Source organism: Pseudomonas sp. B16(2017) (assembly GCF_002113205.1).
Lineage (GTDB): Bacteria > Pseudomonadota > Gammaproteobacteria > Pseudomonadales > Pseudomonadaceae > Aquipseudomonas > Aquipseudomonas pharyngis.
Map to the genome: position 1 here is coordinate 33,794 of NZ_NEKA01000016.1, position 23,457 is coordinate 57,250.

The 23,457-nt window shown below is 59.9% G+C and carries 19 protein-coding genes and 4 tRNA genes; 16 read left to right on the forward strand and 7 right to left on the reverse strand.

Annotated features, from left to right (window positions below; all coding sequences use genetic code 11):
* Positions 1-204 precede the first annotated feature (204 nt).
* Complete coding sequence (folD, locus tag CAG25_RS23470) at positions 205-1,059, reverse strand: bifunctional methylenetetrahydrofolate dehydrogenase/methenyltetrahydrofolate cyclohydrolase FolD (protein WP_011335038.1); 855 nt, start codon at positions 1,057-1,059, stop codon at positions 205-207.
* 274 nt (positions 1,060-1,333) lie between these two features.
* Between folD and CAG25_RS23475 the strand changes: the two genes are divergently transcribed.
* From CAG25_RS23475 to CAG25_RS23520, 10 genes are all read left to right on the forward strand, one after another.
* Positions 1,334-1,410, forward strand: a tRNA-Arg gene (locus CAG25_RS23475).
* Between the two features lie 32 nt (positions 1,411-1,442).
* Positions 1,443-1,518: transfer RNA gene (locus CAG25_RS23480), tRNA-His, on the forward strand.
* Between the two features lie 57 nt (positions 1,519-1,575).
* Positions 1,576-1,660: transfer RNA gene (locus CAG25_RS23485), tRNA-Leu, on the forward strand.
* A gap of 76 nt (positions 1,661-1,736) precedes the next feature.
* Positions 1,737-1,812: transfer RNA gene (locus tag CAG25_RS23490), tRNA-His, on the forward strand.
* A gap of 400 nt (positions 1,813-2,212) precedes the next feature.
* A complete protein-coding gene (gene tig, locus CAG25_RS23495; RefSeq protein ID WP_064597869.1) occupies positions 2,213-3,523 on the forward strand; it encodes a trigger factor in 1,311 nt (436 codons plus the stop codon).
* Positions 3,524-3,615: 92 nt separating this feature from the next.
* The gene (gene clpP, locus CAG25_RS23500) at positions 3,616-4,251 is read left to right on the forward strand and encodes an ATP-dependent Clp endopeptidase proteolytic subunit ClpP (RefSeq protein WP_007951559.1); all 636 of its coding nucleotides are present in this window, start codon (positions 3,616-3,618) and stop codon (positions 4,249-4,251) included.
* 113 nt (positions 4,252-4,364) lie between these two features.
* Positions 4,365-5,648 carry an ATP-dependent Clp protease ATP-binding subunit ClpX gene (clpX, locus tag CAG25_RS23505; RefSeq protein WP_064597867.1) on the forward strand — a complete coding sequence of 428 codons (1,284 nt, stop codon included), beginning with the start codon at positions 4,365-4,367 and terminating at the stop codon, positions 5,646-5,648.
* Positions 5,649-5,810: 162 nt separating this feature from the next.
* Positions 5,811-8,207 (forward strand): endopeptidase La, encoded by a 2,397-nt coding sequence (gene lon / locus CAG25_RS23510; RefSeq protein ID WP_039767614.1) that lies wholly within the window; start codon positions 5,811-5,813, stop codon positions 8,205-8,207.
* A 148-nt stretch (positions 8,208-8,355) separates the two neighbouring features.
* A complete protein-coding gene (locus CAG25_RS23515) occupies positions 8,356-8,628 on the forward strand; it encodes an HU family DNA-binding protein (RefSeq protein WP_002552737.1) in 273 nt (90 codons plus the stop codon).
* 231 nt (positions 8,629-8,859) lie between these two features.
* Positions 8,860-10,731, forward strand: coding sequence for a SurA N-terminal domain-containing protein (locus CAG25_RS23520; RefSeq protein ID WP_085612719.1), 1,872 nt, complete (start codon positions 8,860-8,862; stop codon positions 10,729-10,731).
* A gap of 60 nt (positions 10,732-10,791) precedes the next feature.
* Here the strand turns inward: CAG25_RS23520 and CAG25_RS23525 are convergent, their stop codons facing one another.
* Positions 10,792-11,997, reverse strand: a complete 1,206-nt coding sequence (locus CAG25_RS23525) for an MFS transporter (protein WP_085612718.1) — start codon at positions 11,995-11,997, stop codon at positions 10,792-10,794.
* 122 nt (positions 11,998-12,119) lie between these two features.
* Here CAG25_RS23525 and CAG25_RS23530 point away from each other — a divergent pair, with 122 nt between their 5' ends.
* The 3 genes from CAG25_RS23530 (at position 12,120) to CAG25_RS28700 (ending at position 14,292) form a co-directional block, all read left to right on the forward strand.
* The gene (locus tag CAG25_RS23530; protein ID WP_085612717.1) at positions 12,120-13,019 is read left to right on the forward strand and encodes a LysR family transcriptional regulator; all 900 of its coding nucleotides are present in this window, start codon (positions 12,120-12,122) and stop codon (positions 13,017-13,019) included.
* Between the two features lie 92 nt (positions 13,020-13,111).
* Positions 13,112-13,975: a DUF2242 domain-containing protein gene (locus CAG25_RS23535; protein WP_085612716.1), complete on the forward strand. Its 864-nt coding sequence runs from the start codon at positions 13,112-13,114 to the stop codon at positions 13,973-13,975.
* Between the two features lie 167 nt (positions 13,976-14,142).
* A complete protein-coding gene (locus CAG25_RS28700; protein ID WP_178076487.1) occupies positions 14,143-14,292 on the forward strand; it encodes a hypothetical protein in 150 nt (49 codons plus the stop codon).
* A gap of 4 nt (positions 14,293-14,296) precedes the next feature.
* Here CAG25_RS28700 and CAG25_RS23540 read toward each other — a convergent pair whose 3' ends face one another.
* Both CAG25_RS23540 and CAG25_RS23545 read right to left on the reverse strand, forming a co-directional pair.
* The gene (locus CAG25_RS23540) at positions 14,297-15,337 is read right to left on the reverse strand and encodes an AraC family transcriptional regulator (protein WP_085612715.1); all 1,041 of its coding nucleotides are present in this window, start codon (positions 15,335-15,337) and stop codon (positions 14,297-14,299) included.
* Positions 15,338-15,340: 3 nt separating this feature from the next.
* Positions 15,341-16,468, reverse strand: a complete 1,128-nt coding sequence (locus CAG25_RS23545) for a nitrilase-related carbon-nitrogen hydrolase (RefSeq protein ID WP_085612714.1) — start codon at positions 16,466-16,468, stop codon at positions 15,341-15,343.
* A gap of 205 nt (positions 16,469-16,673) precedes the next feature.
* Between CAG25_RS23545 and CAG25_RS23550 the strand changes: the two genes are divergently transcribed.
* A complete protein-coding gene (locus CAG25_RS23550; RefSeq protein ID WP_085612713.1) occupies positions 16,674-18,713 on the forward strand; it encodes an NADPH-dependent 2,4-dienoyl-CoA reductase in 2,040 nt (679 codons plus the stop codon).
* Positions 18,714-18,754: 41 nt separating this feature from the next.
* Positions 18,755-19,663 carry a 1-aminocyclopropane-1-carboxylate deaminase/D-cysteine desulfhydrase gene (locus CAG25_RS23555; RefSeq protein ID WP_085612712.1) on the forward strand — a complete coding sequence of 303 codons (909 nt, stop codon included), beginning with the start codon at positions 18,755-18,757 and terminating at the stop codon, positions 19,661-19,663.
* Here the strand turns inward: CAG25_RS23555 and CAG25_RS23560 are convergent.
* The 3 genes from CAG25_RS23560 to CAG25_RS23570 form a co-directional block, all read right to left on the reverse strand.
* Positions 19,660-20,214 (reverse strand): cytochrome b, encoded by a 555-nt coding sequence (locus CAG25_RS23560; RefSeq protein ID WP_064597845.1) that lies wholly within the window; start codon positions 20,212-20,214, stop codon positions 19,660-19,662. The two genes, CAG25_RS23555 and CAG25_RS23560, sit on opposite strands and share 4 nt — an antisense overlap.
* Before the next feature lie 196 nt (positions 20,215-20,410).
* The gene (gene phnX, locus CAG25_RS23565; RefSeq protein ID WP_085612711.1) at positions 20,411-21,238 is read right to left on the reverse strand and encodes a phosphonoacetaldehyde hydrolase; all 828 of its coding nucleotides are present in this window, start codon (positions 21,236-21,238) and stop codon (positions 20,411-20,413) included.
* Between the two features lie 86 nt (positions 21,239-21,324).
* Positions 21,325-22,434 (reverse strand): 2-aminoethylphosphonate--pyruvate transaminase, encoded by a 1,110-nt coding sequence (locus CAG25_RS23570; protein ID WP_085612710.1) that lies wholly within the window; start codon positions 22,432-22,434, stop codon positions 21,325-21,327.
* Positions 22,435-22,547: 113 nt separating this feature from the next.
* Here CAG25_RS23570 and CAG25_RS23575 point away from each other — a divergent pair, with 113 nt between their 5' ends.
* The gene (locus CAG25_RS23575; RefSeq protein WP_085612709.1) at positions 22,548-23,408 is read left to right on the forward strand and encodes a LysR substrate-binding domain-containing protein; all 861 of its coding nucleotides are present in this window, start codon (positions 22,548-22,550) and stop codon (positions 23,406-23,408) included.
* Positions 23,409-23,457: the final 49 nt, after the last annotated feature.

The following is a 23,457-nucleotide window of genomic DNA, read 5'->3' on the forward strand; positions in this document are numbered from 1 at the left end:
ATGCCGTTCTTTGTAACGGCCTGTGTCGTAAAAACGACGCATTGTAGGAGTATGGTTGAAGAACTGTCGATGGTTGTCCGCAAGGCATGAAAAAGTCGTGAAAAGCCCTGTAAAAATAGGGGTTTCCGGCGAACGGTAAAGGTTTTTTCGAGGGCATGAAAAACCCCGCACAAGGCGGGGTTCTCGGAGTGCGGAAAACGCGACTCAGGCGTGCAGGGTTTCTGCCGCGTAGAGGGTGTTTTCCAGCAGGCAGGCACGGGTCATCGGGCCGACGCCGCCGGGTACCGGAGTGATCCAGCCGGCGCGGGGCAGGGCGGTCTCGTAGACCACATCACCCACCAGTTTGCCGTCTTCCTGGCGGTTGATGCCGACGTCGATCACGATCGCGCCTTCCTTGATCCACTCGCCCTTGACCAGGCCCGGCTTGCCGGCGGCCACGACCACCAGGTCTGCGCGGCCGACGTGTCCGGCCAGATCCTTGGTGAAGCGGTGGGTAACGGTCACGGTGCAACCGGCCAGCAACAGTTCCATTGCCATCGGGCGACCGACGATGTTGGACGCGCCGACAACGACTGCGTCCATCCCGTACAGATCGGCACCGGTGCTTTCCAGCAGGGTCATGATGCCCTTCGGGGTGCAGGGGCGCAGCAGCGGAATACGCTGGGCCAGACGACCGACGTTATAAGGATGGAAACCGTCGACGTCCTTGTCCGGGCGGATGCGTTCCAGCAATTTGGAGGCGTCCAGGTGCTCTGGCAGAGGAAGTTGAAGCAGAACGCCGTCGATTGCCGGGTCGTCGTTCAGTCGATCGATCAGATCGGTCAGCGCTTCTTGAGTGGTTTCGGAAGGCAGGTCGTACGCTTGAGAGAGGAAGCCGACCTCTTCACAGTCTTTACGCTTGTGCGAGACATAAACCTGAGAGGCAGGATCGCTGCCGACCAGGATCACCGCGAGGCCTGGCGTGCGCAGACCTTGCTGGCGACGTTCGGCAACCCGTTGGGCGATCTGCTGGCGCAGGCTGGCGGCGATCGATTTGCCGTCGATTAGTTGTGCAGTCATTGCGCGTGATTAACCATCGAGAGGGGAAAAAAAGAGAACGTATTCTCGCATGTCAAACGGTGAGGGCAAAGGCGCTTGGTCAGCAAATTCCCCTAAGCCCTTTAATTAAATGAATTTTTTTCAAAAAGGATTTGACGACCTTCAGGTCGCTCTATACTATTCGTCGCACTTGTCGGGCACAGCCTAGCACTGGTTAAGAAGGTCGAGCGAAATCAACGTTTTGCGAGACTGGAAAGCACTTAGTTTGTAGTCCTCCAAGGGTACAGCTAACAAGGCGCCCGTAGCTCAGCTGGATAGAGCATCCGCCTTCTAAGCGGATGGTCGCAGGTTCGAGTCCTGCCGGGTGCGCCATTAGGTAGCATTGGCACAAGTAACGCGATATGGTGGGCGTAGCTCAGTTGGTAGAGCACGGGATTGTGACTCCCGTTGTCGTGGGTTCGATCCCCATCGTCCACCCCATATTTCGAAAGGCGCCAGATGTAACAGTCTGGCGCCTTTGCTTTAAAAGCTTCATCTGCGGATGTGGTGGAATTGGTAGACACACTGGATTTAGGTTCCAGCGCCGCGAGGCGTAAGAGTTCGAGTCTCTTCATCCGCACCAATCAAAGCTTCATTCATGCCATTGGCCGGGTGAAGTTCTACAAAGAAGTTGTTTGGCTTCTTTGGCACGCAATATGGTGGGCGTAGCTCAGTTGGTAGAGCACGGGATTGTGACTCCCGTTGTCGTGGGTTCGATCCCCATCGTCCACCCCATATTCCGAAAGGCGCCAGATTTAACAGTCTGGCGCCTTTTTTGTTTTACGGTTTCGGATTTCGGCGGCTGCAGGTTTCGGGCCGCAGGGCAGGGTGCTTCGTCGTATTAATGTTGCTCGATGATGCTGCGCTGTCCGCCGGCCTTGCTTGCGAGGTTGGCTGTCAGGGAGATGATTCAACCGCCTCTATATATAGAAGAGGTTGGCGCAGAGCCCTGGCTTGAATTGGCTGTATTTGCTAACAGGGCGAGGCGCAACCGTTTGTCCCCGTCTTCAAATGGCCTGCTGTTTTTTTACCCGTTTTCAGTAGGGTGACTTCTTGAGTTTGACCTACTAGAATGCTTGCCCTTGATTCTTGGGTCGGAAACGGCCGGCTAACGTCTGTGCAACGAGGAATATCCATGCAAGTTTCTGTTGAAAATACTACTGCTCTTGAGCGCCGCATGAGCATCACCGTGCCGGCTGAGCGCATCGAGACTCAGGTCAACAAGCGTCTGCAGCAGACTGCCCAAAAGGCCAAGATTGCTGGCTTCCGTCCAGGCAAAGTGCCAATGAGCGAAATCAAGCGCCGTTTCGGTGCTGATGCGCGCCAGGAAGCGATCGGCGACGTGATCCAGTCCTCCTTCTACGAAGCTGTGGTTGAGCAGAAGCTGAACCCGGCCGGTTCGCCGTCGATCGAGCCTAAGTCGCTCGAAGCTGGCAAGGACCTGGAATACGTAGCCGTATTCGAAGTGTTCCCTGAGTTCACCGTTGCCGGCTTCGAAGGCATCACCGTTGAGCGCCTGAGCGCTGACGTGGCTGACGCCGATCTGGACAAGATGCTGGACATCCTGCGCAAGCAGAACACCCGTTTCGAAGTGGCCGATCGTGCTGCCCAGAACGAAGACCAGCTGAACATCGATTTCGTTGGCAAGGTTGACGGCGAAGTGTTCGCTGGCGGTTCCGCCAAGGGCACTCAGCTGGTACTGGGTTCCGGCCGCATGATCCCTGGCTTCGAAGAAGGCCTGGTCGGCGCTAAAGCCGGCGAAGAGCGCGTTCTGAACCTGACCTTCCCAGAGGACTATCAGAACCTGGACCTGGCTGGCAAAACCGCCGAGTTCACTGTGACTGTAAACACCGTTTCCGAGCCAAAGCTGCCAGAGCTGAACGAAGAGTTCTTCGCTCAATTCGGCATCAAGGAAAGCGGCATCGACGGTTTCCGCACCGAAGTTCGCAAGAACATGGAGCGTGAACTGCGTCAGGCGATCAAATCCAAGGTCAAGAATCAGGTCATGGACGGTCTGCTGGCCACCAACCCGATCGAAGTGCCTAAGGCTCTGCTGTCCAACGAAGTTGACCGTCTGCGCGTGCAGGCTGTCCAGCAGTTCGGCGGCAACATCAAGCCAGACCAACTGCCGGCCGAGCTGTTCGAAGAACAAGCCAAGCGTCGCGTTGTCCTGGGTCTGATCGTGGCTGAAGTGGTCAAGCAGTTCGACCTGAAGCCAGACGAAGCCCGCGTTCGCGAAATGATTCAGGAAATGGCTTCGGCTTACCAGGAGCCTGAGCAGGTCGTGTCCTGGTACTACAAGAACGACCAGCAACTGAACGAAGTTCGTTCGGTTGTGCTGGAAGAACAAGTTGTGGATACTGTTCTGCAGAAAGCTAGCGTGACCGACAAATCGGTCTCTTACGAAGAAGCGGTCAAGCCGGTAGAAGCTCCAAAAGCCGACTGATTGTTTTTGCGTTAGAAGCACACACCATAAGCCAGCCTTCGAGCTGGCTTATGCGTATTCAAGACATGACTATTTGGGAGTGACTGCAGAGCATGTTCCGTAATTCCTATATTCAGCAGAACTCTGATATCCAGGCCGCCGGCGGCCTGGTCCCGATGGTTGTCGAGCAATCTGCTCGTGGCGAGCGCGCCTATGACATCTACTCGCGTCTTCTCAAGGAACGAGTAATCTTTCTGGTGGGTCCGGTAGAGGACTACATGGCCAACCTGATTTGCGCGCAATTGCTGTTCCTTGAAGCGGAAAACCCGGACAAGGACATCCATCTTTATATCAACTCCCCGGGCGGTTCGGTGACAGCGGGCATGTCGATCTACGACACCATGCAGTTCATCAAGCCAAACGTATCGACTACCTGTATCGGTCAGGCGTGCAGCATGGGCGCATTCCTGCTGACGGCCGGTGCACCTGGCAAGCGTTTCTGCCTGCCGAACTCGCGCGTGATGATTCACCAGCCACTGGGCGGTTTCCAGGGTCAGGCATCGGACATCGAAATCCATGCCAAGGAAATCCTCTTCATCCGCGAGCGTCTGAACACGCTGATGGCCAAGCACAGCGGCCGTACGCTTGAAGAAATCGAGCGCGACACCAACCGCGACAACTTCATGAGTGCAGAAGCTGCGAAGGAATATGGTCTGATCGACGAAGTGATCAACCAGCGCCCAGCTTAAAAATAAGCAGCTCAAAATAGGCTTGGTCGGCGCGTCTGATCAGCGGCGGGCTTGAAAAAGCCCGCAATAGCCTTCATCTTGTGTTGCAAGCCTATCGGATTTGGATCGAACGAATGACTGACACCCGCAACGGCGAGGACAACGGCAAGCTGCTCTATTGCTCCTTCTGTGGCAAAAGCCAGCATGAAGTACGCAAATTGATTGCCGGCCCCTCGGTCTTTATCTGCGACGAGTGCGTCGACCTGTGCAATGACATCATCCGCGAGGAGGTGCAGGAAGCACAGGCCGAAAGCAGCGCGCATAAATTGCCTTCGCCTAAAGAAATCAGCGGCATCCTTGATCAATATGTCATTGGTCAGGAGCGTGCCAAGAAGGTTCTGGCAGTAGCGGTGTACAACCACTACAAGCGTCTGAACCAGCGTGACAAAAAGGCTGACGACGTCGAACTCGGCAAGAGCAACATCCTGCTGATCGGCCCGACAGGCTCCGGTAAAACCCTGCTGGCCGAAACCCTGGCCCGCTTGCTGAACGTTCCGTTCACCATCGCCGACGCAACCACCCTCACCGAGGCGGGTTACGTGGGTGAAGACGTCGAGAACATCATTCAGAAGCTGCTGCAGAAGTGCGATTACGACGTAGAGAAAGCCCAGATGGGCATTGTCTACATCGACGAAATCGACAAGATTTCGCGCAAGTCCGACAACCCGTCGATCACCCGGGACGTTTCCGGTGAAGGCGTGCAGCAGGCCTTGCTCAAGCTGATCGAAGGCACGGTCGCTTCCGTACCACCACAAGGTGGCCGCAAGCATCCGCAGCAGGAATTCCTTCAGGTTGATACCCGTAACATCCTGTTCATCTGCGGTGGCGCATTCTCCGGTCTGGAGAAGGTCATTCAGAACCGTTCCACCAAGGGTGGTATCGGTTTCAACGCAGAAGTGCGCAGCAAGGAAGAAGGCAAGAAAGTCGGTGAATCCCTGCGTGAAGTCGAGCCTGACGATCTGGTCAAGTTCGGTCTGATCCCGGAATTCGTCGGTCGTCTGCCGGTCCTGGCGACGCTGGACGAGCTGGATGAGGCTGCTTTGATGCAGATTCTCACCGAGCCGAAAAATGCCCTGACCAAACAGTATGCCAAGCTGTTCGAGATGGAAGGCGTGGATCTGGAATTCCGGTCCGACGCGCTGAAATCGGTCGCCAAGCGTGCCCTGGAACGTAAAACCGGTGCCCGTGGCCTGCGTTCGATTCTCGAAGGTGTGCTGCTCGACACGATGTATGAAATCCCCTCGCAGTCCGAGGTGAGCAAAGTCGTGATCGATGAAAGCGTGATCGAAGGCACGTCCAAGCCACTGTATGTCTACGAAAACAGTGAGCCGGCTGCCAAGGCTGCACCGGACGCGTAAGCGCCCGGCCTGCCGGAACAAGGAAGGGGCCTTCGGGCCTCTTTTTTTTATGTCGTTTTTTACATCCGCTTTGCGCTTGTTTTTTTTCAAGGCAACCCCCATCTTGGTTTCAAGCTTAATTCCATCTGATTACGGCCATCTGGCCGCCGTAGAGGCGAAATCATGAAGACCACCATCGAATTGCCTCTCCTGCCATTGCGTGATGTCGTTGTGTATCCGCACATGGTTATCCCGCTGTTCGTGGGGCGCGAGAAATCCATCGAAGCCCTCGAGGCCGCGATGACGGGCGACAAGCAGATCCTGCTGCTGGCCCAGAGAAACCCGGCTGACGATGATCCCGGTGAAGAAGCTCTCTATCGCGTAGGTACTATCGCCACCGTTCTGCAGCTGCTGAAACTGCCGGACGGCACCGTCAAGGTTCTGGTCGAAGGCGAGCAGCGTGGCGCTGTCGAGCGCTTCAGCGAAGTCGATGGCCACTGCCGTGCCGAAGTGTCGCTGATCGACGAGGTCGACGCCGCCGAGCGCGAATCCGAAGTGTTTGTGCGCAGCCTGTTGTCGCAGTTCGAACAATATGTGCAGTTGGGCAAGAAAGTCCCGGCTGAAGTCCTGTCGTCGCTCAACAGCATCGACGAGCCTGGCCGCCTGGTAGATACCATGGCCGCGCACATGGCGCTGAAGATCGAGCAGAAGCAGGAAATCCTCGAAATCATCGATTTGTCGGCCCGGGTCGAGCACGTTCTGGCCTTGCTGGACGCCGAGATCGACCTGCTGCAAGTCGAAAAACGCATTCGTGGCCGCGTCAAAAAGCAAATGGAGCGCAGTCAGCGCGAGTACTACCTGAATGAGCAGATGAAGGCCATTCAGAAAGAACTCGGCGACAGCGATGAAGGCCACAACGAAATTGAAGACCTGAAAAAGCGCATCGACGCTGCCGGTCTGCCGAAAGACGCGCTGGCCAAGGCCACTGCCGAGCTGAACAAGCTCAAGCAAATGTCGCCGATGTCCGCTGAAGCCACTGTGGTGCGCTCGTACATCGACTGGCTGGTTCAAGTGCCGTGGAAGGCCCAGAGCAAGGTACGTCTGGACCTGGCCCGTGCCGAAGACATTCTCGACGCCGATCACTACGGCCTCGAAGAGGTCAAGGAACGCATCCTTGAATACCTCGCCGTGCAGAAGCGCGTGAAGAAAATCCGTGGCCCGGTGTTGTGCCTGGTCGGTCCTCCGGGCGTGGGTAAAACCTCGCTGGCCGAGTCGATCGCCCATGCCACCAACCGCAAATTCGTGCGAATGGCCCTCGGTGGCGTGCGTGACGAAGCGGAAATCCGTGGTCATCGTCGGACCTACATCGGTTCGATGCCAGGAAGATTGATTCAAAAGATGACAAAAGTGGGTGTCCGCAACCCGCTGTTCCTGCTCGATGAAATCGACAAAATGGGCAGCGACATGCGTGGCGACCCGGCGTCGGCGTTGCTGGAAGTGCTCGATCCTGAGCAGAACCACAACTTCAACGACCACTATCTGGAAGTCGATTACGACCTCTCGGATGTGATGTTCCTGTGCACCTCGAACTCGATGAACATTCCACCGGCGCTGCTGGACCGGATGGAAGTCATCCGTCTGCCGGGCTACACCGAAGACGAGAAGATCAACATCGCGGTCAAGTACCTGTCGCCCAAGCAGGTTGCAGCCAACGGCCTGAAGAAGGGCGAGCTGGAATTCGACGAAGAAGCGATCCGCGACATCATTCGTTACTACACCCGCGAAGCCGGTGTGCGTGGCCTCGAGCGGCAGATTGCCAAGGTCTGCCGCAAGGCGGTCAAAGAGCACGCGCTGGAAAAACGCTTCTCGGTAAAAGTGACAGCTGATCTGCTGGAACATTTCCTCGGCGTTCGCAAGTTCCGCTACGGTCTGGCCGAGCAGCAGGATCAGATTGGTCAAGTGACCGGCCTGGCCTGGACTCAGGTGGGCGGCGAACTGCTGACCATCGAAGCCGCTGTGGTGCCGGGTAAAGGTCAGCTGATCAAGACCGGTTCGCTGGGTGACGTAATGGTCGAATCGATCACTGCGGCCCTGACCGTTGTGCGCAGCCGTGCCAAGAGCCTGGGTATCCCCCTGGACTTCCACGAGAAGCGCGACACGCACATCCACATGCCGGAAGGTGCTACGCCGAAAGACGGCCCGAGCGCCGGTGTAGGCATGTGTACTGCGCTGGTGTCGGCTTTGACGGGTATTCCTGTGCGCGCCGATGTCGCCATGACCGGCGAGATCACCCTGCGTGGTCAAGTTCTCGCCATTGGCGGTCTGAAGGAAAAACTACTGGCCGCTCACCGTGGCGGAATCAAGACAGTGATTATTCCGGAAGAGAACGTGCGCGATCTGAAGGAGATTCCTGACAATATCAAGCAGGATCTGCAGATCAAACCGGTTAAATGGATTGACGAGGTCCTGCAAATTGCGCTGCAATACGCGCCGGAGCCCTTGCCGGATGTGGCTCCGGAGATAGTTGCCAAGGACGAAAAACGTGAGTCTGACTCTAAGGAAAGAATTAGCACGCATTAATACGCTTTTGCCTGGGGGGCTTCCTTGACAGCTTTTTAGAGCCCTTGTTATAAAGCGGCTCTTAAGTGTCTGTAGGCCATTCAGCACTCGTTTTTGCTTTCACCAAAAAACTTAGAATCATACTCAAATAGATATAAGGGGACTTAGAGTGAACAAGTCGGAACTGATTGATGCTATCGCTGCATCCGCTGATATCCCGAAAGCTGCTGCTGGCCGTGCGCTGGACGCTGTAATCGAATCCGTCACTGGCGCTCTCAAGGCTGGCGACTCCGTTGTTCTGGTTGGTTTCGGTACTTTCTCCGTGACTGATCGTCCAGCTCGCATCGGTCGTAACCCACAGACCGGCAAGACTCTGGAAATCGCGGCAGCCAAAAAACCAGGTTTCAAAGCCGGTAAAGCCCTGAAAGAAGCCGTCAACTAAGTTTGATTCAGGTTTTTACCCATCCGGGTCGGGGTCATGCCTGACTTGGCAGCGGAGCGGTAGAGCAGGCGGTTGGAATAGCTGCCTGTCACACCGGGATCGAGGGTTCGAGCCCTGTCCGCTCCGCCAGTTACGAGAAGGCGCATCCTCGGATGCGCCTTTCTTCTATCCGGATTCTACCCACGCTCCACGGTTGCCTAATTTTGAAGTTCAACCGTTTCTGGGGGACGCATGCTGCAGAATATCAGGGACAATTCACAAGGCTGGATTGCCAAGACCATTATCGGGGTCATCGTTGCACTGATGGCTCTGACCGGTTTCGACGCCATTTTCCAGGCCACGACTCACAAGAATGAGGCGGCCAAGGTCAACGGCGAAGAAATCAGCCAGAACGAGCTGAGCCAGGCGGTGGATATGCAACGCCGTCAGCTGATGCAACAACTGGGCAAGGACTTCGACGCTTCCTTGCTGGACGAAAAAATGCTGCGCGAATCGGCCCTGAAGGGTCTGATCGATCGCAAGCTGCTGCTGCAAGGCGCAGAACAATCGAAATTCGCTTTCTCCGAAGCGGCCCTGGACCAAGTGATCCTGCAGACGCCTGAATTCCAGGTCGACGGCAAGTTCAGTTCCGACCGTTTCGATCAGGTGATCCGTCAACTGGGCTACAGCCGCATGCAGTTCCGCCAGATGCTGGCTCAGGAAATGCTGATCGGCCAACTGCGCGCCGGTGTGGCGGGCAGCGGTTTCGTGACCGACGCTCAGGTGCTGGCCTTCGCCCGTCTGGAAAAACAGACCCGCGACTTCGCCACGCTGAACATCAAGGCTGACCCTTCGGCCGTGAAGCTGACTGATGACGAGGTCAAGGCCTACTACGACGAGCACGCCAAGGAATTCATGACCCCGGATCAAGTGGTCATCGATTACCTGGAGTTGAAGAAGGCTTCGTTCTTCGACCAGGTCGCCGTCAAGGACGAAGACCTGCAGGCGGCGTATCAGAAAGAGATCGCCAACCTGTCGGAACAGCGTCGTGCGGCGCACATTCTGATCGAAGTCAACGACAAGACCACCGAAGCCCAGGCCAAGGCGAAGATCGAAGAAGTCCAGGCGCGTCTGGCCAAGGGCGAGAAGTTCGAAGCGCTGGCCAAGGAGTTCTCGCAGGATCCGGGTTCGGCCAACAATGGCGGTGACCTCGGTTATGCCGGTCCTGGCGTTTACGACCCAGCCTTCGAGAAAGCCCTGTATTCGCTGAACAAGGATCAGGTTTCCGAGCCGGTTCGCACCGACTTCGGGTTCCACCTGATCAAGCTGCTGGGTGTCGAGGCGCCTGAAGTGCCGACTCTGGCCAGCCTGAAAGACAAGCTGACCCGCGAGCTGAAAACCCAGCAGGTCGAGCAGCGTTTCGTGGAGGCGACCAAGCAACTGGAAGACTCTTCGTTCGAAGCATCCGACCTGGCCCAGCCGGCGCAGGATCTGAAACTGACCGTGCACACCTCCAAGCCGTTCGGCCGTGAAGGTGGCGAAGGCGTTGCAGCCAACCGTGCCGTTGTGACGGCCGCGTTCAGCACCGAAGTGCTGGAAGAGGGTGCCAACAGCACCGCCATCGAGCTGGATCCGGAAACCGTGATCGTGCTGCGCGCCAAGGAGCACCTCAAGCCGACTCAATTGCCGCTGGAAAGCGTGGCCACCGCCATTCGCACCCAGTTGACCAAAGAGCATGCCAGCGCGGCTGCCAAGACCAAGGCGGAGCAACTGATCGCCAGTCTGCGTGATGGCAAGACCCCGCTGGACAAGGCGGTGGACGGTCAGAGCTGGAAAGTCACTGAAGCGGCGAACCGCGCTCAGGAAGGCGTTGATCCAGCGGTGCTCCAAGCGTTGTTCCGCATGCCGAAACCGGCCGCCAAGGACAAGCCGACCTTCACCAGCGTGAAGCTGGCGGACGGTAGCCTGACCATCGTGCGTCTTAACGGCGTGAACGAAGCAGCGGCTCCGACCGATGAAGAGAAAGCGCAATACCGTCGCTTCCTCGCCTCGCGTGTGGGCCAGCAAGACTTCGCGGCGTACCGCAAGCAGCTGGAAGCCGAAGCCGACATCAAGCGTTTCTGATGCCTGGCTGAGCCGCAAGACCCGAGCCCCGGATGAAAATCCGGGGCTTTTTTATGCGCGCTATCCGGCGTTCGGGAAGCCATGGCTCGGGGCATTGACGGTCGCATACAGGGTCAACAGCAACAGACCCGCGACAATCCACGGGTAACTCCCGACGCCCAGGTTGTTCAGCAACAGACCGCCCGCAAGCCCGCCGCCGGCAATTCCGACATTCCACAGGGTCACCAGCATCGATTGCGCGGTGTCGGCAGCCTCCCTGGCGGTTTTCGCCAGGGCCGTCTGCAACAGCGAGGGCATCGCGCCGAATGCCAGGCCCCAGACGGCGGTGGCGGTGTAGACCACGCCCGGCCATTCGCGCCACAGACCCAGTGCAATCGCCGACAGCAGGAACAGCGCCGCACTGACCAGAACCAATTGACGCAGCCAGCGATCAATCAGGCTGCCGACGATCCACAGGCTCAGTACCGACGCCAGGCCGAATACCAGCAACACCCGGTCGATTTCTCCGCCAAGTCCCGACGGTTCAAGAAAGGGCGCGATGTAGGTGTACAGAAGGTTGTGCGCGACGACGTAGGACAAAGTCACAAACAACACCGATCGCACGCCCGGCAAGGTAAACACCTGACGCAGTGGCAGGCGCTTTCCGGCGCGTTCACCGGCGAAATCCGGCACTTGCCAGCGCACCCAGATCACCAGCAGCAACGTCAGCCCGGTCATGATCGCAAAGCTCAGACGCCAGCCGACCGCCGTGCCCAGCAGCGTCCCGGCCGGAATGCCCAGCGACAGCGCAAGCGGCGCCCCGAGCATGGCCACCGTAATCGCCCGGCCCTGCAAATGAGGTGCGACCATCCGGCTCGCGTACCCGGCCAGCAGAGCCCAGAGCAGCCCGGCGAACACGCCTGCGATCAAGCGTGCAATCAGGGTCAGCCAGTACAGTTCCGACAGTGCAGTGATGCTGTTGGCGATGGCAAATCCACCAATGGCCGACAGCAGCAGCGGGCGTCGGCGCCAGCCTCGGGTGGCAATGGTGAGCGGAATCGCCGCCAGCATCGAACCGATGGCGTACAGCGTGACCAGTTGCCCGATCAGTGCCTGAGAGACATCAAGCCCCGCGCTCATCTGCGGCAGCAGGCCGGCGGGCATCGCCTCGGTCAGCACGGTGATGAAGCCGGCGGTGGCCAGCGCGAGCAGTGTGCCCAGCGGTAGTCGTTCATCGTGCTGGACGCTATTGGTCAGCGGTGTAGAGGTGAGTTGCGCATCGTTCATGATCCAGCATCCCTTTTGCCGAGAAAGACGAAGGCCATAGGGTAGGGCGCTGCACATTCGGGAAAAACAGGTTAGGGTTCCGAACATCTCGGACAAGAATGTCGTGAATCAGGGAGGGATGAATGGACAGCCTGGGCAGTATTTCAGTGTTTGTGCAGGTGGCGGAAACCCGCAGCTTTACCGAGGCCGGCCGCTTGCAGGGCGTGTCTTCGTCGGCGGTCGGCAAAAGCATTGCCCGACTGGAGGCACGACTCAATGTGCGGTTGTTTCACCGCACCACTCGCAGCATCACGCTGACCAGTGAAGGCGCGCTGTTTCTTGAACGTTGCCGCAAGATCCTCGCCGAAGTGGAGGCGGCGGAATTTGAACTGTGCGATGCCGCAGCGGCGCCTCACGGCAAGTTGCGGGTCAGCCTGCCGCAGGTGCATGACCTGGTGATGCCGGTCATGAACGAATTCATGGCGCTGTACCCGCAGATCGAACTGGATCTGGACCTGACCGATCGCATGGTTGATGTGGTTGAAGAAGGTTTCGACGCAGTGATTCGAACGGGGAAACCGCGAGACTCGCGACTGATGGCGCGACCGTTGGGCGAGTTTCATAGGGTGCTGGTGGCCAGTCCCGCGTATCTGCGCGAGCGCGGCGAGCCGCTGACTCCGACCGATCTGACTGAACATGCCTGCCTGCGCCATACGTTTCACGCCACCGGCAAACTGGAGCCCTGGCCGCTCAGACGCGAGGAGGGCGCTCCCGAACCGACCCTGCCGACACGCCTGGTCAGTACGTCGATCGAAGCCGTGCGGCATGCAGCGCTGGCGGGCATGGGCATCGCCTGTCTGCCGGATTTCATGATCCTTGAGGCGCGGCAGCAGGGTCGCCTGCAGCGCGTGCTGGATGAGCATCTGGAGCACGTCGGACAGTTCTGGGTGCTGTGGCCGTCGAGCCGGCATGCAACCGCCAAGTTGCGGGTGTTCATCGATCATTTATCGGCGCGACTTTTTCCTGCCACTGAAGGTCGATAGAGTTGTAACTGTTTTAAGACACTAATCCATACGCCGCGGGGCAGCGATCTGTTGCACAATACGCCCCGGACCGTTTTCCCTCAGGATGTTTAATGTTGAATTCTATTCCCGTGCGTTTCATCGGGTTGGCGTTGTTGCTGACCGCCGCTGCCGGCTGCTCCAAGGACAAGCCCATCTACGAGCATGAGAATTTCGACGACTCCGGCACCTTTTCGCGCAATTACCCGGTGACCGACACCGCCAGTTGCGAAGCGGCCCGCCGAGCGTTGCTCAGCCAGGGCTACATCATTACCAGCAATGACCCGAAACTGGTCAGCGGACACAAGAGCTTCCAGCAGACCGGCGAAACCCACCTGGAGATCAGCTTCAACGTGGTATGCGCCGATGATGGCAGCGCCGGCCATCACGCCACCGTGTTCGCCAATGCCCTGCAGGACCGCTACGCGCTGAAGAAGACCAACAACTCGGCCAGCCTCGGTGTCGGCGTGTTGGGCTCGGTTTCGATGCCGATCGGCTCGTCTGACGATTCGATGGTCAAGGTCGCCAGTGAAACCGTGTCGTCGCAGAAGTTCTACGAGCGCTTCTTCACGCTGGTCGAGCTGTTCCTGCCGGCCGAAGCGAAGAAGGCCGCGCACATCACCGAAAAACCGAAGACCGACCTGGGTGTGCCGGAAGCCAAAGCGGCGTCGGCTCCGTTGACTCCAGCCCCCGCGGCTGAACCGAACCCGGCCCCAGCACCGGCCGCCGAGCCCGCTGCAGCACCTGCGCCAGCGCCTGCAGAAGCGACCCCGGCCAGTTCCGAGCCGGTAGCACCGCCAGCGGAAGTGGCGCCGATTACCCCAGCACCGGTTACCGAGCCTGCGCCCGCCACGGAAACCATCACGCCACCGGCCAATCCGACGGACATACCGCCGCCCTCCGAGCCGATTCCGGCCATGCCTGCCTCCGGGCAGTAAACTTCACGCCACGCGTCCGACTCCTGTCGGACGCGTGGCGTTTTGTTGTCTCCCTTGAGCTTCTTCCTGCAAGCCTCGTCGAAAAATATCCCGCGATAAATTCCTGACCGCCTGCTACGTTTATTTCATGAAGGCCGTGTTTCATTTTTCCTTCACACGGGCACTTTATGCTCGAGGCACTGGTCATTTGTTCCAGGCCATTTCAAGCAAGCGTCAGGGGGGATTACGCAATGGATGACTATCAAGAAGAACTGCTCGAATTCCAGGCCTTTGAGCTGGATTCACCAGAGCCTGCGGAAGACGCCACCGAGCTGTAAGGCGTCAGCCTGTCTTGCGGTGACTGCGGCGAAATTCGCCCGGTGTCTGGCCGTTCCAGCGCTTGAAGGCGCGCTGGAAAGCTTCGGCCGAGGCGAAGCCCAGTAGGTAGGCAATTTCACCGAATGTCAGTTCGGTGTCGCGGATGTAGGTCATCGCCAGATCACGGCGGGTGTCATTGAGGATTGCGCGAAACTGCGTGCCTTCCTCGGCCAGTTTGCGCCGTAACGTCCAGGTCGGCAGCTTCAGGCGTGTCGCCACTTCTTCCAGGTCGGGTTCCCGGCCACCATTGAGCAACGGCCCGAGCAATTGCGTGATGCGTTCGCGCAGGCTGCGGGTGCGGGTCAGTTGTTCCAGTTCCCGTTCACACAAACCGAGCAAATGTTTCCAGGTGCTGGGGCAATGCTCCGGGTTGCGTTGGGCCAGGCTGGTGAGACTCAGGCGCAGTTGATTGTGTTCAGCGCCGAACTGGATCGGGCATTCGCCGAGTACGGCATAAGCGTCGCGATAATCCGGACTGTCGAATTCGATCTCGATCCGTTCGGCGCGCAAGGGCTCAGGGCTGACGCTCGACAGCTGATGCAGCCAGCCGGCAATGATCGAATCCACCACAAAGCGGTTGTAGGCGTTGTACGGGCTGATCGAGTAGAACCGCAGCCAAGCACCGCTGGCGTCCTCGTGGAAACTCGACTGGCCACGATAGTTGGAGCCGTACAAGGGCTCGAAGCGAGTCAGGCAGCGAGCGGCTTCGCGTACGGTCGGTGCCTGCGCAGCGGTGACACCGGCCAGCCCGGCCTGACTCAGGCGACTGAGCCGGCCCATGCGCAAACCCAGTGCCGGGTCGCCGGTCAGCTGGATCGCGCCATGCCCCAGGCGCATGTAGCGCGGGATCGACAGGCGCGCCCCGGCTTCGGCCAGTCGTGCGGTGTCCAAACCGTACTGTTCGAGCAATGGCAGCGGGTCGATCTCATGGCTGCGCACGGCATCGGCCAGGCTGTGGACGAAGCCCACCGACAGATCCCCGAGACGCATCGGCAGCGGCTTCACGGTTTACAACCAGAGGTTCAGCAGGCGCGCGCCGCGGGCTTCGCTGTCGGCGAATTGCTGGCCGTTGCTACTGAGGAAACTTTGCCCGGCGCTCGGCTTGTCCCAGAACTGCCCGCGCAGAAACACACTCATACCGGCCAGCGCCTTGCTGGCCGGCGGTTGCGCGGTCAGGGTCAGTTGGTGCCAGGCCTGGCCTACACTGACTGCTCCCGGTTTCAGGCTGACCGAGTCCGGCACGCTCGAGCCTTTGTAACCCTTCCAGGGTTGATCCCACACGCCATGACCGACGACAAACGCGGGCACCGCGATCAGCTGCGCGCCTTGCTCGTCGAGTTTGCGGTAGTTGTCCGGGTACCAGCTGTCGTTGCCGATCAACACGCCGAGGCGTCCGGCCGGGGTGTCGATCACATTGAACCGCGAAGCTTCTCGGGTGCCGGAGTCATCCTGATCGAAGACCGGACGCATCTGCCGCTGTGGCTGGCCGAGCGGCGCGCCGTCACGACCAAACACCACCGTGCTGTTGTACAGCGCGCCGCTGCCGGCCTTGAGCCGGCCGTCGGTAATGTTCGGTTCAGGCAACACGATCGAGCCGGCCACCAGGGTGATGTGGAACTCCTTGGCCAATCCACCGAACAGAGCCTGATAGTCCTTGGCCATGTCCCGGGACTTCATGCGCAGGTGCGCGTCATCCAGACGGCTGCTGCCCTTGGCGGCGAGCCAGGCGCGAGCAAACTGCACCGGGTTGCTCGCCGCCAGCCAGTTCATCGCTTCGGCGAGGGTGGCGGCCTGGTACAGCTCGTCTTTCTCGCCGCTGATCATCAGCCAGGTGCCGACATGCTCCGGCAGGATGACCACGGTTTTATCATTCAACAGCCCCTGATCCTGCGCCTGCTGCAAATAGGCGGCGAGCTTGCGGTGCAGGCGTTCGGGGCTTTGGTAGTCGGTGGGGAACAGCTCGGGCTGGATGCCCAGCAGGTTGCCGCGATCGGCGGGCGTGCCCTGATCGACCGCCAGTTTGATCCGCAGGTCCGACAGGTAATGACCGGTCGGGCGGTCAGCCGCCCACATGGCGTAGAAGGTGAGCGCGGCGATGAGCGCCATGGAAAAAGTCAGGTACAGAAGTTTGCGCATGAAATCCAACAACAACCGGGTACAGGGTGTGCGGACAGGGTAGGGCGCCAGCCCCGGCTTGCCAAGGGGCGCTGCGCATTTGGATCAATAACTTGTCAGTTACGGTCATTGAGTGACAGCGATGCGACTCCTAATCTGTCGAACATGACTGACGGGGGACGCAGAGCTCCCGCATTTTCCGTGATCGCTCGCTGTGGAGTTAACGATGACCGCCACTCAATACCCGCACCTGTTGGCCCCGCTGGACCTGGGATTCACCACCTTGCGCAACCGCACCTTGATGGGCTCGATGCACACCGGCCTGGAAGAGAAACCGGGTGGTTTCGAACGCATGGCGGCGTATTTCGCCGAGCGTGCCCGTGGCGGCGTCGGCCTGATGGTCACCGGCGGTATTGGCCCGAACGACGAGGGCGGTGTGTACTCGGGCGCGGCCAAGCTGACCACCGAGGAAGAAGCGCTCAAGCACCGCATCGTCACCCGCGCCGTGCATGATGCGGGCGGCAAGATCTGCATGCAGATCCTCCACGCCGGCCGTTATGCCTACAGCCCGAAACAGGTCGCACCGAGCGCCATTCAGGCGCCGATCAACCCGTTCAAGCCCAAAGAGCTGGACGAGGAAGGCATCGAGAAACAGATCCGCGATTTCGTCACTTGCTCGGTATTGGCCCAGACTGCCGAGTACGACGGCGTGGAGATCATGGGCTCGGAGGGTTATTTCATTAATCAGTTCCTCGCGGCCCACACCAACCACCGCACTGACCGTTGGGGCGGCAGCTATGAAAACCGCATGCGCCTGCCGGTGGAAATCGTTCGCCGCGTACGTGAAGCGGTCGGCCCGAACTTCATCATCATCTTCCGTCTGTCGATGCTCGATCTGGTGGAAGGCGGCAGCACCTGGGAAGAAATCGTCACCCTGGCCAAAGCCATCGAGCAGGCCGGCGCAACCCTCATCAATACCGGCATCGGCTGGCACGAAGCGCGGATCCCGACCATCGCCACCAAAGTGCCGCGTGCGGCGTTCAGCAAGGTCACGGCCAAGCTGCGTGGCTCGGTGAATATTCCGCTGATCACCACCAACCGCATCAACACCCCGGAAGTTGCCGAGCAGATTCTTGCCGAAGGCGATGCCGACATGGTCTCGATGGCGCGGCCGTTCCTCGCCGACCCGGACTTCGTCAACAAGGCTGCCGAAGGCCGCGCCGACGAAATCAACACCTGCATCGGCTGCAACCAGGCCTGCCTCGATCACACCTTCGGCGGCAAGCTCACCAGTTGCCTGGTCAACCCGCGTGCCTGCCACGAGACCGAGCTCAACTACCTGCCGGTCAAGCAGATCAAGAAGATCGCCGTGGTCGGTGCCGGTCCTGCCGGTCTGTCCGCTGCCACCGTGGCCGCCGAGCGCGGGCATCAGGTGACCTTGTTTGATTCGGCCAGCGAGATTGGCGGCCAGTTCAACGTCGCCAAACGTGTGCCGGGCAAGGAAGAGTTCTACGAAACCCTGCGTTACTTCAAACGCAAACTGCAGACCACCAACGTCGAGGTGTGCCTGAACACCCGCGTCGACGTGGCGAAACTGGTCGAGGGCGGTTACGACGAAGTCATTCTGGCGACCGGTATTGCGCCGCGTCTGCCGGCGATTCCGGGTGTCGAGAACGCCAAAGTGCTGAGCTACCTGGATGTGCTGCTCGAGCGCAAACCGGTCGGCAAGCGTGTGGCGGTGATCGGCGCTGGCGGTATCGGTTTCGACGTCTCGGAATTCCTCGTCCATGAAGGTGTGGCCACCAGTCAGGATCGCGCTGCGTTCTGGAAAGAGTGGGGCATCGACACGAATCTGGAAGCCCGTGGTGGCGTGGCCGGGATCAAGGCTGCACCGCACGCACCGGCCCGTGACGTGTTCCTGCTGCAACGCAAGAAGTCCAAGGTCGGCGACGGTCTGGGCAAGACCACCGGCTGGATTCACCGCACCGGTCTGAAGAACAAGCAGGTGCAGATGCTCAACAGCGTCGAATACCTGAAGATCGACGACGAAGGCCTGCACATCCGCATCGGCGAAACCGGCGAGCCGCAAGTGCTGCCGGTGGACAACATCGTCATCTGCGCCGGCCAGGATCCGCTGCGCGAGCTGCACGACGGTCTGATAGCAGCAGGGCAGAACGTGCACCTGATCGGCGGCGCCGATGTGGCGGCCGAACTGGATGCCAAGCGTGCGATCAATCAGGGCTCGCGTCTGGCCGCCGAGCTCTGATCCACCCTAGAATGCCGGCTCTTTGCACAGAGCCGGCCTTCATGTTTCTGCCTCCCACCGACTGGCTACCTCAAGCCCCCCTCGATCCCTTTCATCTGGACTGGCTCACTGCCGCCGGCATTGAAGTCGCGATCCTGCGTCTAGACCGCATCGATCCGCTGATCAGCGGCAACAAGTGGTTCAAACTCGTCGAACATCTGAAGGCCGCCGACCGCGCGGGTGCCGAAGGCATCATCAGCCTGGGCGGTGCGCACTCCAATCATCTGCATGCGCTGGCGGCTGCGGGCAAACGCCTGGGATTCACAACGGTCGGGTTATTGCGCGGGCATCCGCAGGACAACCCGACGGTCAGGGATCTGCAGGATTTCGGCATGCAGTTGCACTGGCTCGGTTACGGCGGTTATCGGGCGCGGCACGAGCCGGGGTTCTGGCAGCCGTGGCGAGAGCAATATCAGACGCTGCATCCGGTGCCCGAAGGTGGCGGCGGTTTGCCGGGGGCGCAGGGTTGCGCGGCGCTGAAGGACCAGGTCAGTGAACAACTCGGCAAGCTTGGTTGGGACGACTACCACGGTTGGTGGCTGGCCTGCGGCACGGGCACCACGCTCGCGGGATTGGTGTTGGCCGAGGCAGGCCAACGTGCGGTGTATGGCGCAATGGCTGTGCCCGACGATCACGGCGTCGCGGCCAATGTCGAGGCGATTGTCGGTGACACCGGAGGCTTTGAGCTGATCGACGCCAGCCGTGGCGGTTTCGCCAAGGTCGATCCGACGTTGCTTGAGTTCATCGCGCAATCCGAGCAAGCCAGCGGCATTCCCCTCGAACCGCTGTACACCGGCAAGGCCTTGCTGGCGCTCAAACAACAGATCGAGGCGGGCCGCTTTGCCCGGGGTTTGCGCTTGATCTTCGTCCACACCGGCGGCTTGCAGGGCCGGCGCGGATTCGACGGTTAACCCTGGCTGCGCTTGGGCATCATCCGCAGCAACGTGTTATCGCGCACCACGTAATGGTGATAGATGCCCGCCAGCGCATGCAGGCCGATCAGCCAGTAGCCGATGGTGCTGATCAGCACATGCCAGTGTTCAACGTCTTTGGCGAACACCTTGTCTTCACTCACCAGCAACGGCAGGTCGAAACCGTAGAACATCACCTGATGACCTTCAGCGCTGGTGATCAGCCAGCCGAGAATCGGCATGCTGATCATGAACAGGTACAACGCCCAGTGCATCAAGCGTGCGAGGGTGGTTTGCCACTGTGGCGAAGCCGGAAAGATTTTCGGCGCAGGCCCCAGGCTGCGAGCGAACAGGCGAAACCACACCAGCACGAACACAGTCAGCCCGAGCATGTAATGCACTTCGCGGATCAGCGTGCGACCACCACTGCCCTTGGGAAACAGCCCGCGCAATTCCATGCTGGCGTACACCAGCACCAACAGCACCAGCATCAGCCAGTGCAACAGGATCGATACGGTGCTGTAACGTGACTCGGAGTTTGTCCACGGCATACGGCGTTCCTCACGGTTCAGGGCTCAAGCGTGCCGTTCTGCGACGGCATGCCTTAACTGTAATCCCCTTTGGCGCGTTTGCCCGAGGCTAAAAAAGCTTTCACTGAGCTGAGTCAGCGATTTAGCTGAAAACACTCATGAAAAAACGCCAGTGTCGGGCAGACACTGGCGTTTTTGTTTGCCGCGATGGATGCAATCAGCTGCTTTGCGGCATCTCGCCGTTGGCCAGGCGCTTGTTGATGTCGGCGATCACTTCCGGCAGATCGCTGATGGTGTCGATCATGTAGTGCGGGCGCGAACCTTCGAACAGCGCGTGAATGCGCTTGCGTTCGCTGGCCAGCGCGTCGATGCCCAGTGCGCGGTAACCTGCGTAATCCAGGCCCAGCGCATTGCCGGAGCAGATCAGCGCCACGGTCCACATCCCGGCGCGACGGCCTTCAAGAATCCCCGGCACGGTGTCGTCGATCTTCACGCAGGCGGCGACATCGTCGATGCCCAGCGCAATCACGTTGGCCAGCGCTTGCGCAGGCCATGGGCGGCCGTTCGGCACTTCGTCGGTGGCGACGACGTGGTCGGCGATGTAGCCGTTGGTGGCGGCCAGTGCCACGACCTTGTCCATCACTTGCTTCGGATAACCCGAGCAGGAACCGATCTTGATGCCTTGCTGACGCAGGTGGGCGATGGTCTCCAGCGCGCCGGGAATCAGCGCCGAGTGCTCGGCGATTTTTTCGATCTGCAGCGGCATGAAGCGGTTGTAGATCGCGGTGACATCATCGTCGGTCGGGGTGCGGCCGAACGCCTTGCGATAGCGCTCGGCAACCTGCGGCTGATCGCACAGGGTGCGGATGTGATCCCATTTGCCCATGCCCATCGGGCCCCGGGCTTCTTCGATGGAAACCTGGACGTCGAACTCGGCGAAGGCTTCGACAAAAATCTGGGTCGGTGCGAAGGAACCGAAGTCGACCACGGTGCCGGCCCAGTCGAGGATGGCGGCTTGCAGCTGGGTAGGGTTGTTGTAGTTCATGGAGAAATCCTGCAGGAATGAGTTGTTTGGGCGTTCGGTGTACCTGTGGGAGCAAGCCCGCTCTCACAGGGGATTTGTGGTGTTGCTTAAATTTCCAGGACTTCCATCTCGCGCAGCACTTCACCCACCGCCGCGACGGCTTCGCGCATCTGCGCCGGGGTGACGTGGCCGATGCAGCCGACACGGAAGGTTTCGACCTGGGTCAGCTTGCCGGGGTAGAGGATGTAACCCTTGGCCTTGACCCGTTCGTAGAAGTCCTTGAACTGGTAGCGCGGATCTTTCGGTGCGTGGAAGGTCGCGATGATCGGCGCCTGAATCGCAGCAGGCAGGAAACTGCGCAAGCCGAGTTTGCCCATCTCTTCCATCAGCGCCTGGCAGTTGGCGGCGTAACGCGCATGCCGCGCGGGCAGGCCGCCTTCTTCGTTGTATTGCAGCAGCGCCTCGTGCAGCGCGGCGACCACGTGGGTCGGCGGGGTGAAGCGCCATTGGCCGGTCTTCTTCATGTAGCTGTGCTGGTCGAACAGGTCCATCGCCAGCGAAGGCGAATTGCCGGCGGCTGCGGCCAGGGATTCCTTGCGGGCAAACACGAAGCCCATGCCCGGTACGCCTTCCAGGCATTTGCCGGAGGCGGCGATCAGCGCGTCGAACGGGATTTTCTGTGCATCCACCGGTAACGCGCCGAACGAGCTCATTGCATCAATGATCAGGCGTTTGCCGTGTTGTTCGACGACCTGAGCGATTTCCGGCAGCGGATTGAGAATGCCCGTGCTGGTTTCGCAGTGGATCAGCGCTACGTGGGTAATGTCGTTGTCGGCGCGCAGCAGGCGGTCGACGTCGGCGGCGGTGGTCGGTTCGTCTTCAGCGGTTTCAAAGGTGCTGAACGAGCGGCCGAGCACTTCGCAGATTTTCGCCAGACGCTTGCCGTAGGCGCCGTTGATCAGCACCAGCACCTTGCCGTCGCGGGGGACGAGGGTGCCGATCGCGGCTTCGACGGCGAATGTTCCGCTGCCCTGCAACGGTACGCAGTGGTGGGTGGCGGCGCCGTTGAGGATCGCCAGCAGTTGTTCGCACAGGCTGGCAGTCAGTTGATTGAAGCGGTCATCCCATGAACCCCAGTCGACCATCATCGCCTGGCGGGTGCGGGCCGAAGTGGTCAACGGGCCGGGAGTGAGCAGGATGGGGGCGGCAGTACTCATTCGTGTGTCCTCGCGATTGCGCTGTGGGATGAAGCTACGGGGCCTACGTTGCAATTGGGCGGATCATCAATCAAATTGTTTGTTGTTATGCCAGCCATCAGTGAGGGTTATTCATGAACCTGTTCCAGCTCCGCGCCTTCGACGCCGTGGCCCGTGAAGGCAGCTTCACCCGTGCCGCCGCGCGGTTGTTCATCAGCCAGCCGGCGGTCACCGGGCACATCAAGGCGCTGGAGGAGCATTACCAGATCACCCTGTTGCGACGCACGGCGCGCCGGGTCGAGCTGACCGAGGAGGGCACCAAACTGGCGGCGATCACCCGGGCAATGTTCGGCATGGCCGAGGAGGCCCAAGCGTTGCTGGAAGCCAATCGGCAGTTGCTGACCGGACGCCTTGAGGTGGCGGCGGACGGCCCGCACATGGTCATGCCGATGCTCGCCAGCCTGAGGGCGCGCTATCCGGGGATCACGGTGAATCTGCGGTTGGGCAATGCTCAGGAAACCTTGGCGGCGTTGTTGTCCGAGCACGCCGACGTGGCGGTGCTGACCGAGGTCGAGCCGCGCAAAGGGCTGCATCTGCAAGCATTGAGTGAATCGCGGATCTGCGCGCTGGTGCCGGCGGGGCATCCATGGGCGACACGTTCCGGCGAGGTCAGGCTCAAGGAGTTGGATCAGGTGATCATGGTCTTGCGCGAGCCGAGTTCGATTACCCGGCGCACGTTTGATCAGGCCTGTGCCCAGGCGTCGGTCAGTCCACGGGTGTTGCTGGAACTGGACAGTCGCGAGGCGGTGACGGAAGCGGTGGCGGCTGAGTTGGGGGTTGGGGTGGTGTCATCGGTGGAGGTCAGTCATGACCCCCGTGTCGTCGCGATTCCCATTGCCGGAGAAGGGCTGGTGAACCGGCACATGATCGGCTGCGTGGAGCGCCGGCGGGAATTGCGGTTGATTCAGGCGTTTTTCGGATTGGCCCCCAACTGATACCCACCAGATCGTTCCCACGCGGACGGTTCGACGCCTCGACGGGGGA

Coding starts and splice junctions, on each gene's coding strand:
- folD (WP_011335038.1), bottom strand. CDS start 1,059: ATGACTGCACAACTAATCGACGGCAAATCGATCGCCGCCAGCCTGCGC.
- tig (WP_064597869.1), top strand. CDS start 2,213: ATGCAAGTTTCTGTTGAAAATACTACTGCTCTTGAGCGCCGCATGAGC.
- clpP (WP_007951559.1), top strand. CDS start 3,616: ATGTTCCGTAATTCCTATATTCAGCAGAACTCTGATATCCAGGCCGCC.
- clpX (WP_064597867.1), top strand. CDS start 4,365: ATGACTGACACCCGCAACGGCGAGGACAACGGCAAGCTGCTCTATTGC.
- lon (WP_039767614.1), top strand. CDS start 5,811: ATGAAGACCACCATCGAATTGCCTCTCCTGCCATTGCGTGATGTCGTT.
- CAG25_RS23520 (WP_085612719.1), top strand. CDS start 8,860: ATGCTGCAGAATATCAGGGACAATTCACAAGGCTGGATTGCCAAGACC.
- CAG25_RS23525 (WP_085612718.1), bottom strand. CDS start 11,997: ATGAACGATGCGCAACTCACCTCTACACCGCTGACCAATAGCGTCCAG.
- CAG25_RS23530 (WP_085612717.1), top strand. CDS start 12,120: ATGGACAGCCTGGGCAGTATTTCAGTGTTTGTGCAGGTGGCGGAAACC.
- CAG25_RS23535 (WP_085612716.1), top strand. CDS start 13,112: ATGTTGAATTCTATTCCCGTGCGTTTCATCGGGTTGGCGTTGTTGCTG.
- CAG25_RS28700 (WP_178076487.1), top strand. CDS start 14,143: ATGCTCGAGGCACTGGTCATTTGTTCCAGGCCATTTCAAGCAAGCGTC.
- CAG25_RS23545 (WP_085612714.1), bottom strand. CDS start 16,468: ATGCGCAAACTTCTGTACCTGACTTTTTCCATGGCGCTCATCGCCGCG.
- CAG25_RS23550 (WP_085612713.1), top strand. CDS start 16,674: ATGACCGCCACTCAATACCCGCACCTGTTGGCCCCGCTGGACCTGGGA.
- CAG25_RS23555 (WP_085612712.1), top strand. CDS start 18,755: ATGTTTCTGCCTCCCACCGACTGGCTACCTCAAGCCCCCCTCGATCCC.
- CAG25_RS23560 (WP_064597845.1), bottom strand. CDS start 20,214: ATGCCGTGGACAAACTCCGAGTCACGTTACAGCACCGTATCGATCCTG.
- phnX (WP_085612711.1), bottom strand. CDS start 21,238: ATGAACTACAACAACCCTACCCAGCTGCAAGCCGCCATCCTCGACTGG.
- CAG25_RS23570 (WP_085612710.1), bottom strand. CDS start 22,434: ATGAGTACTGCCGCCCCCATCCTGCTCACTCCCGGCCCGTTGACCACT.
- CAG25_RS23575 (WP_085612709.1), top strand. CDS start 22,548: ATGAACCTGTTCCAGCTCCGCGCCTTCGACGCCGTGGCCCGTGAAGGC.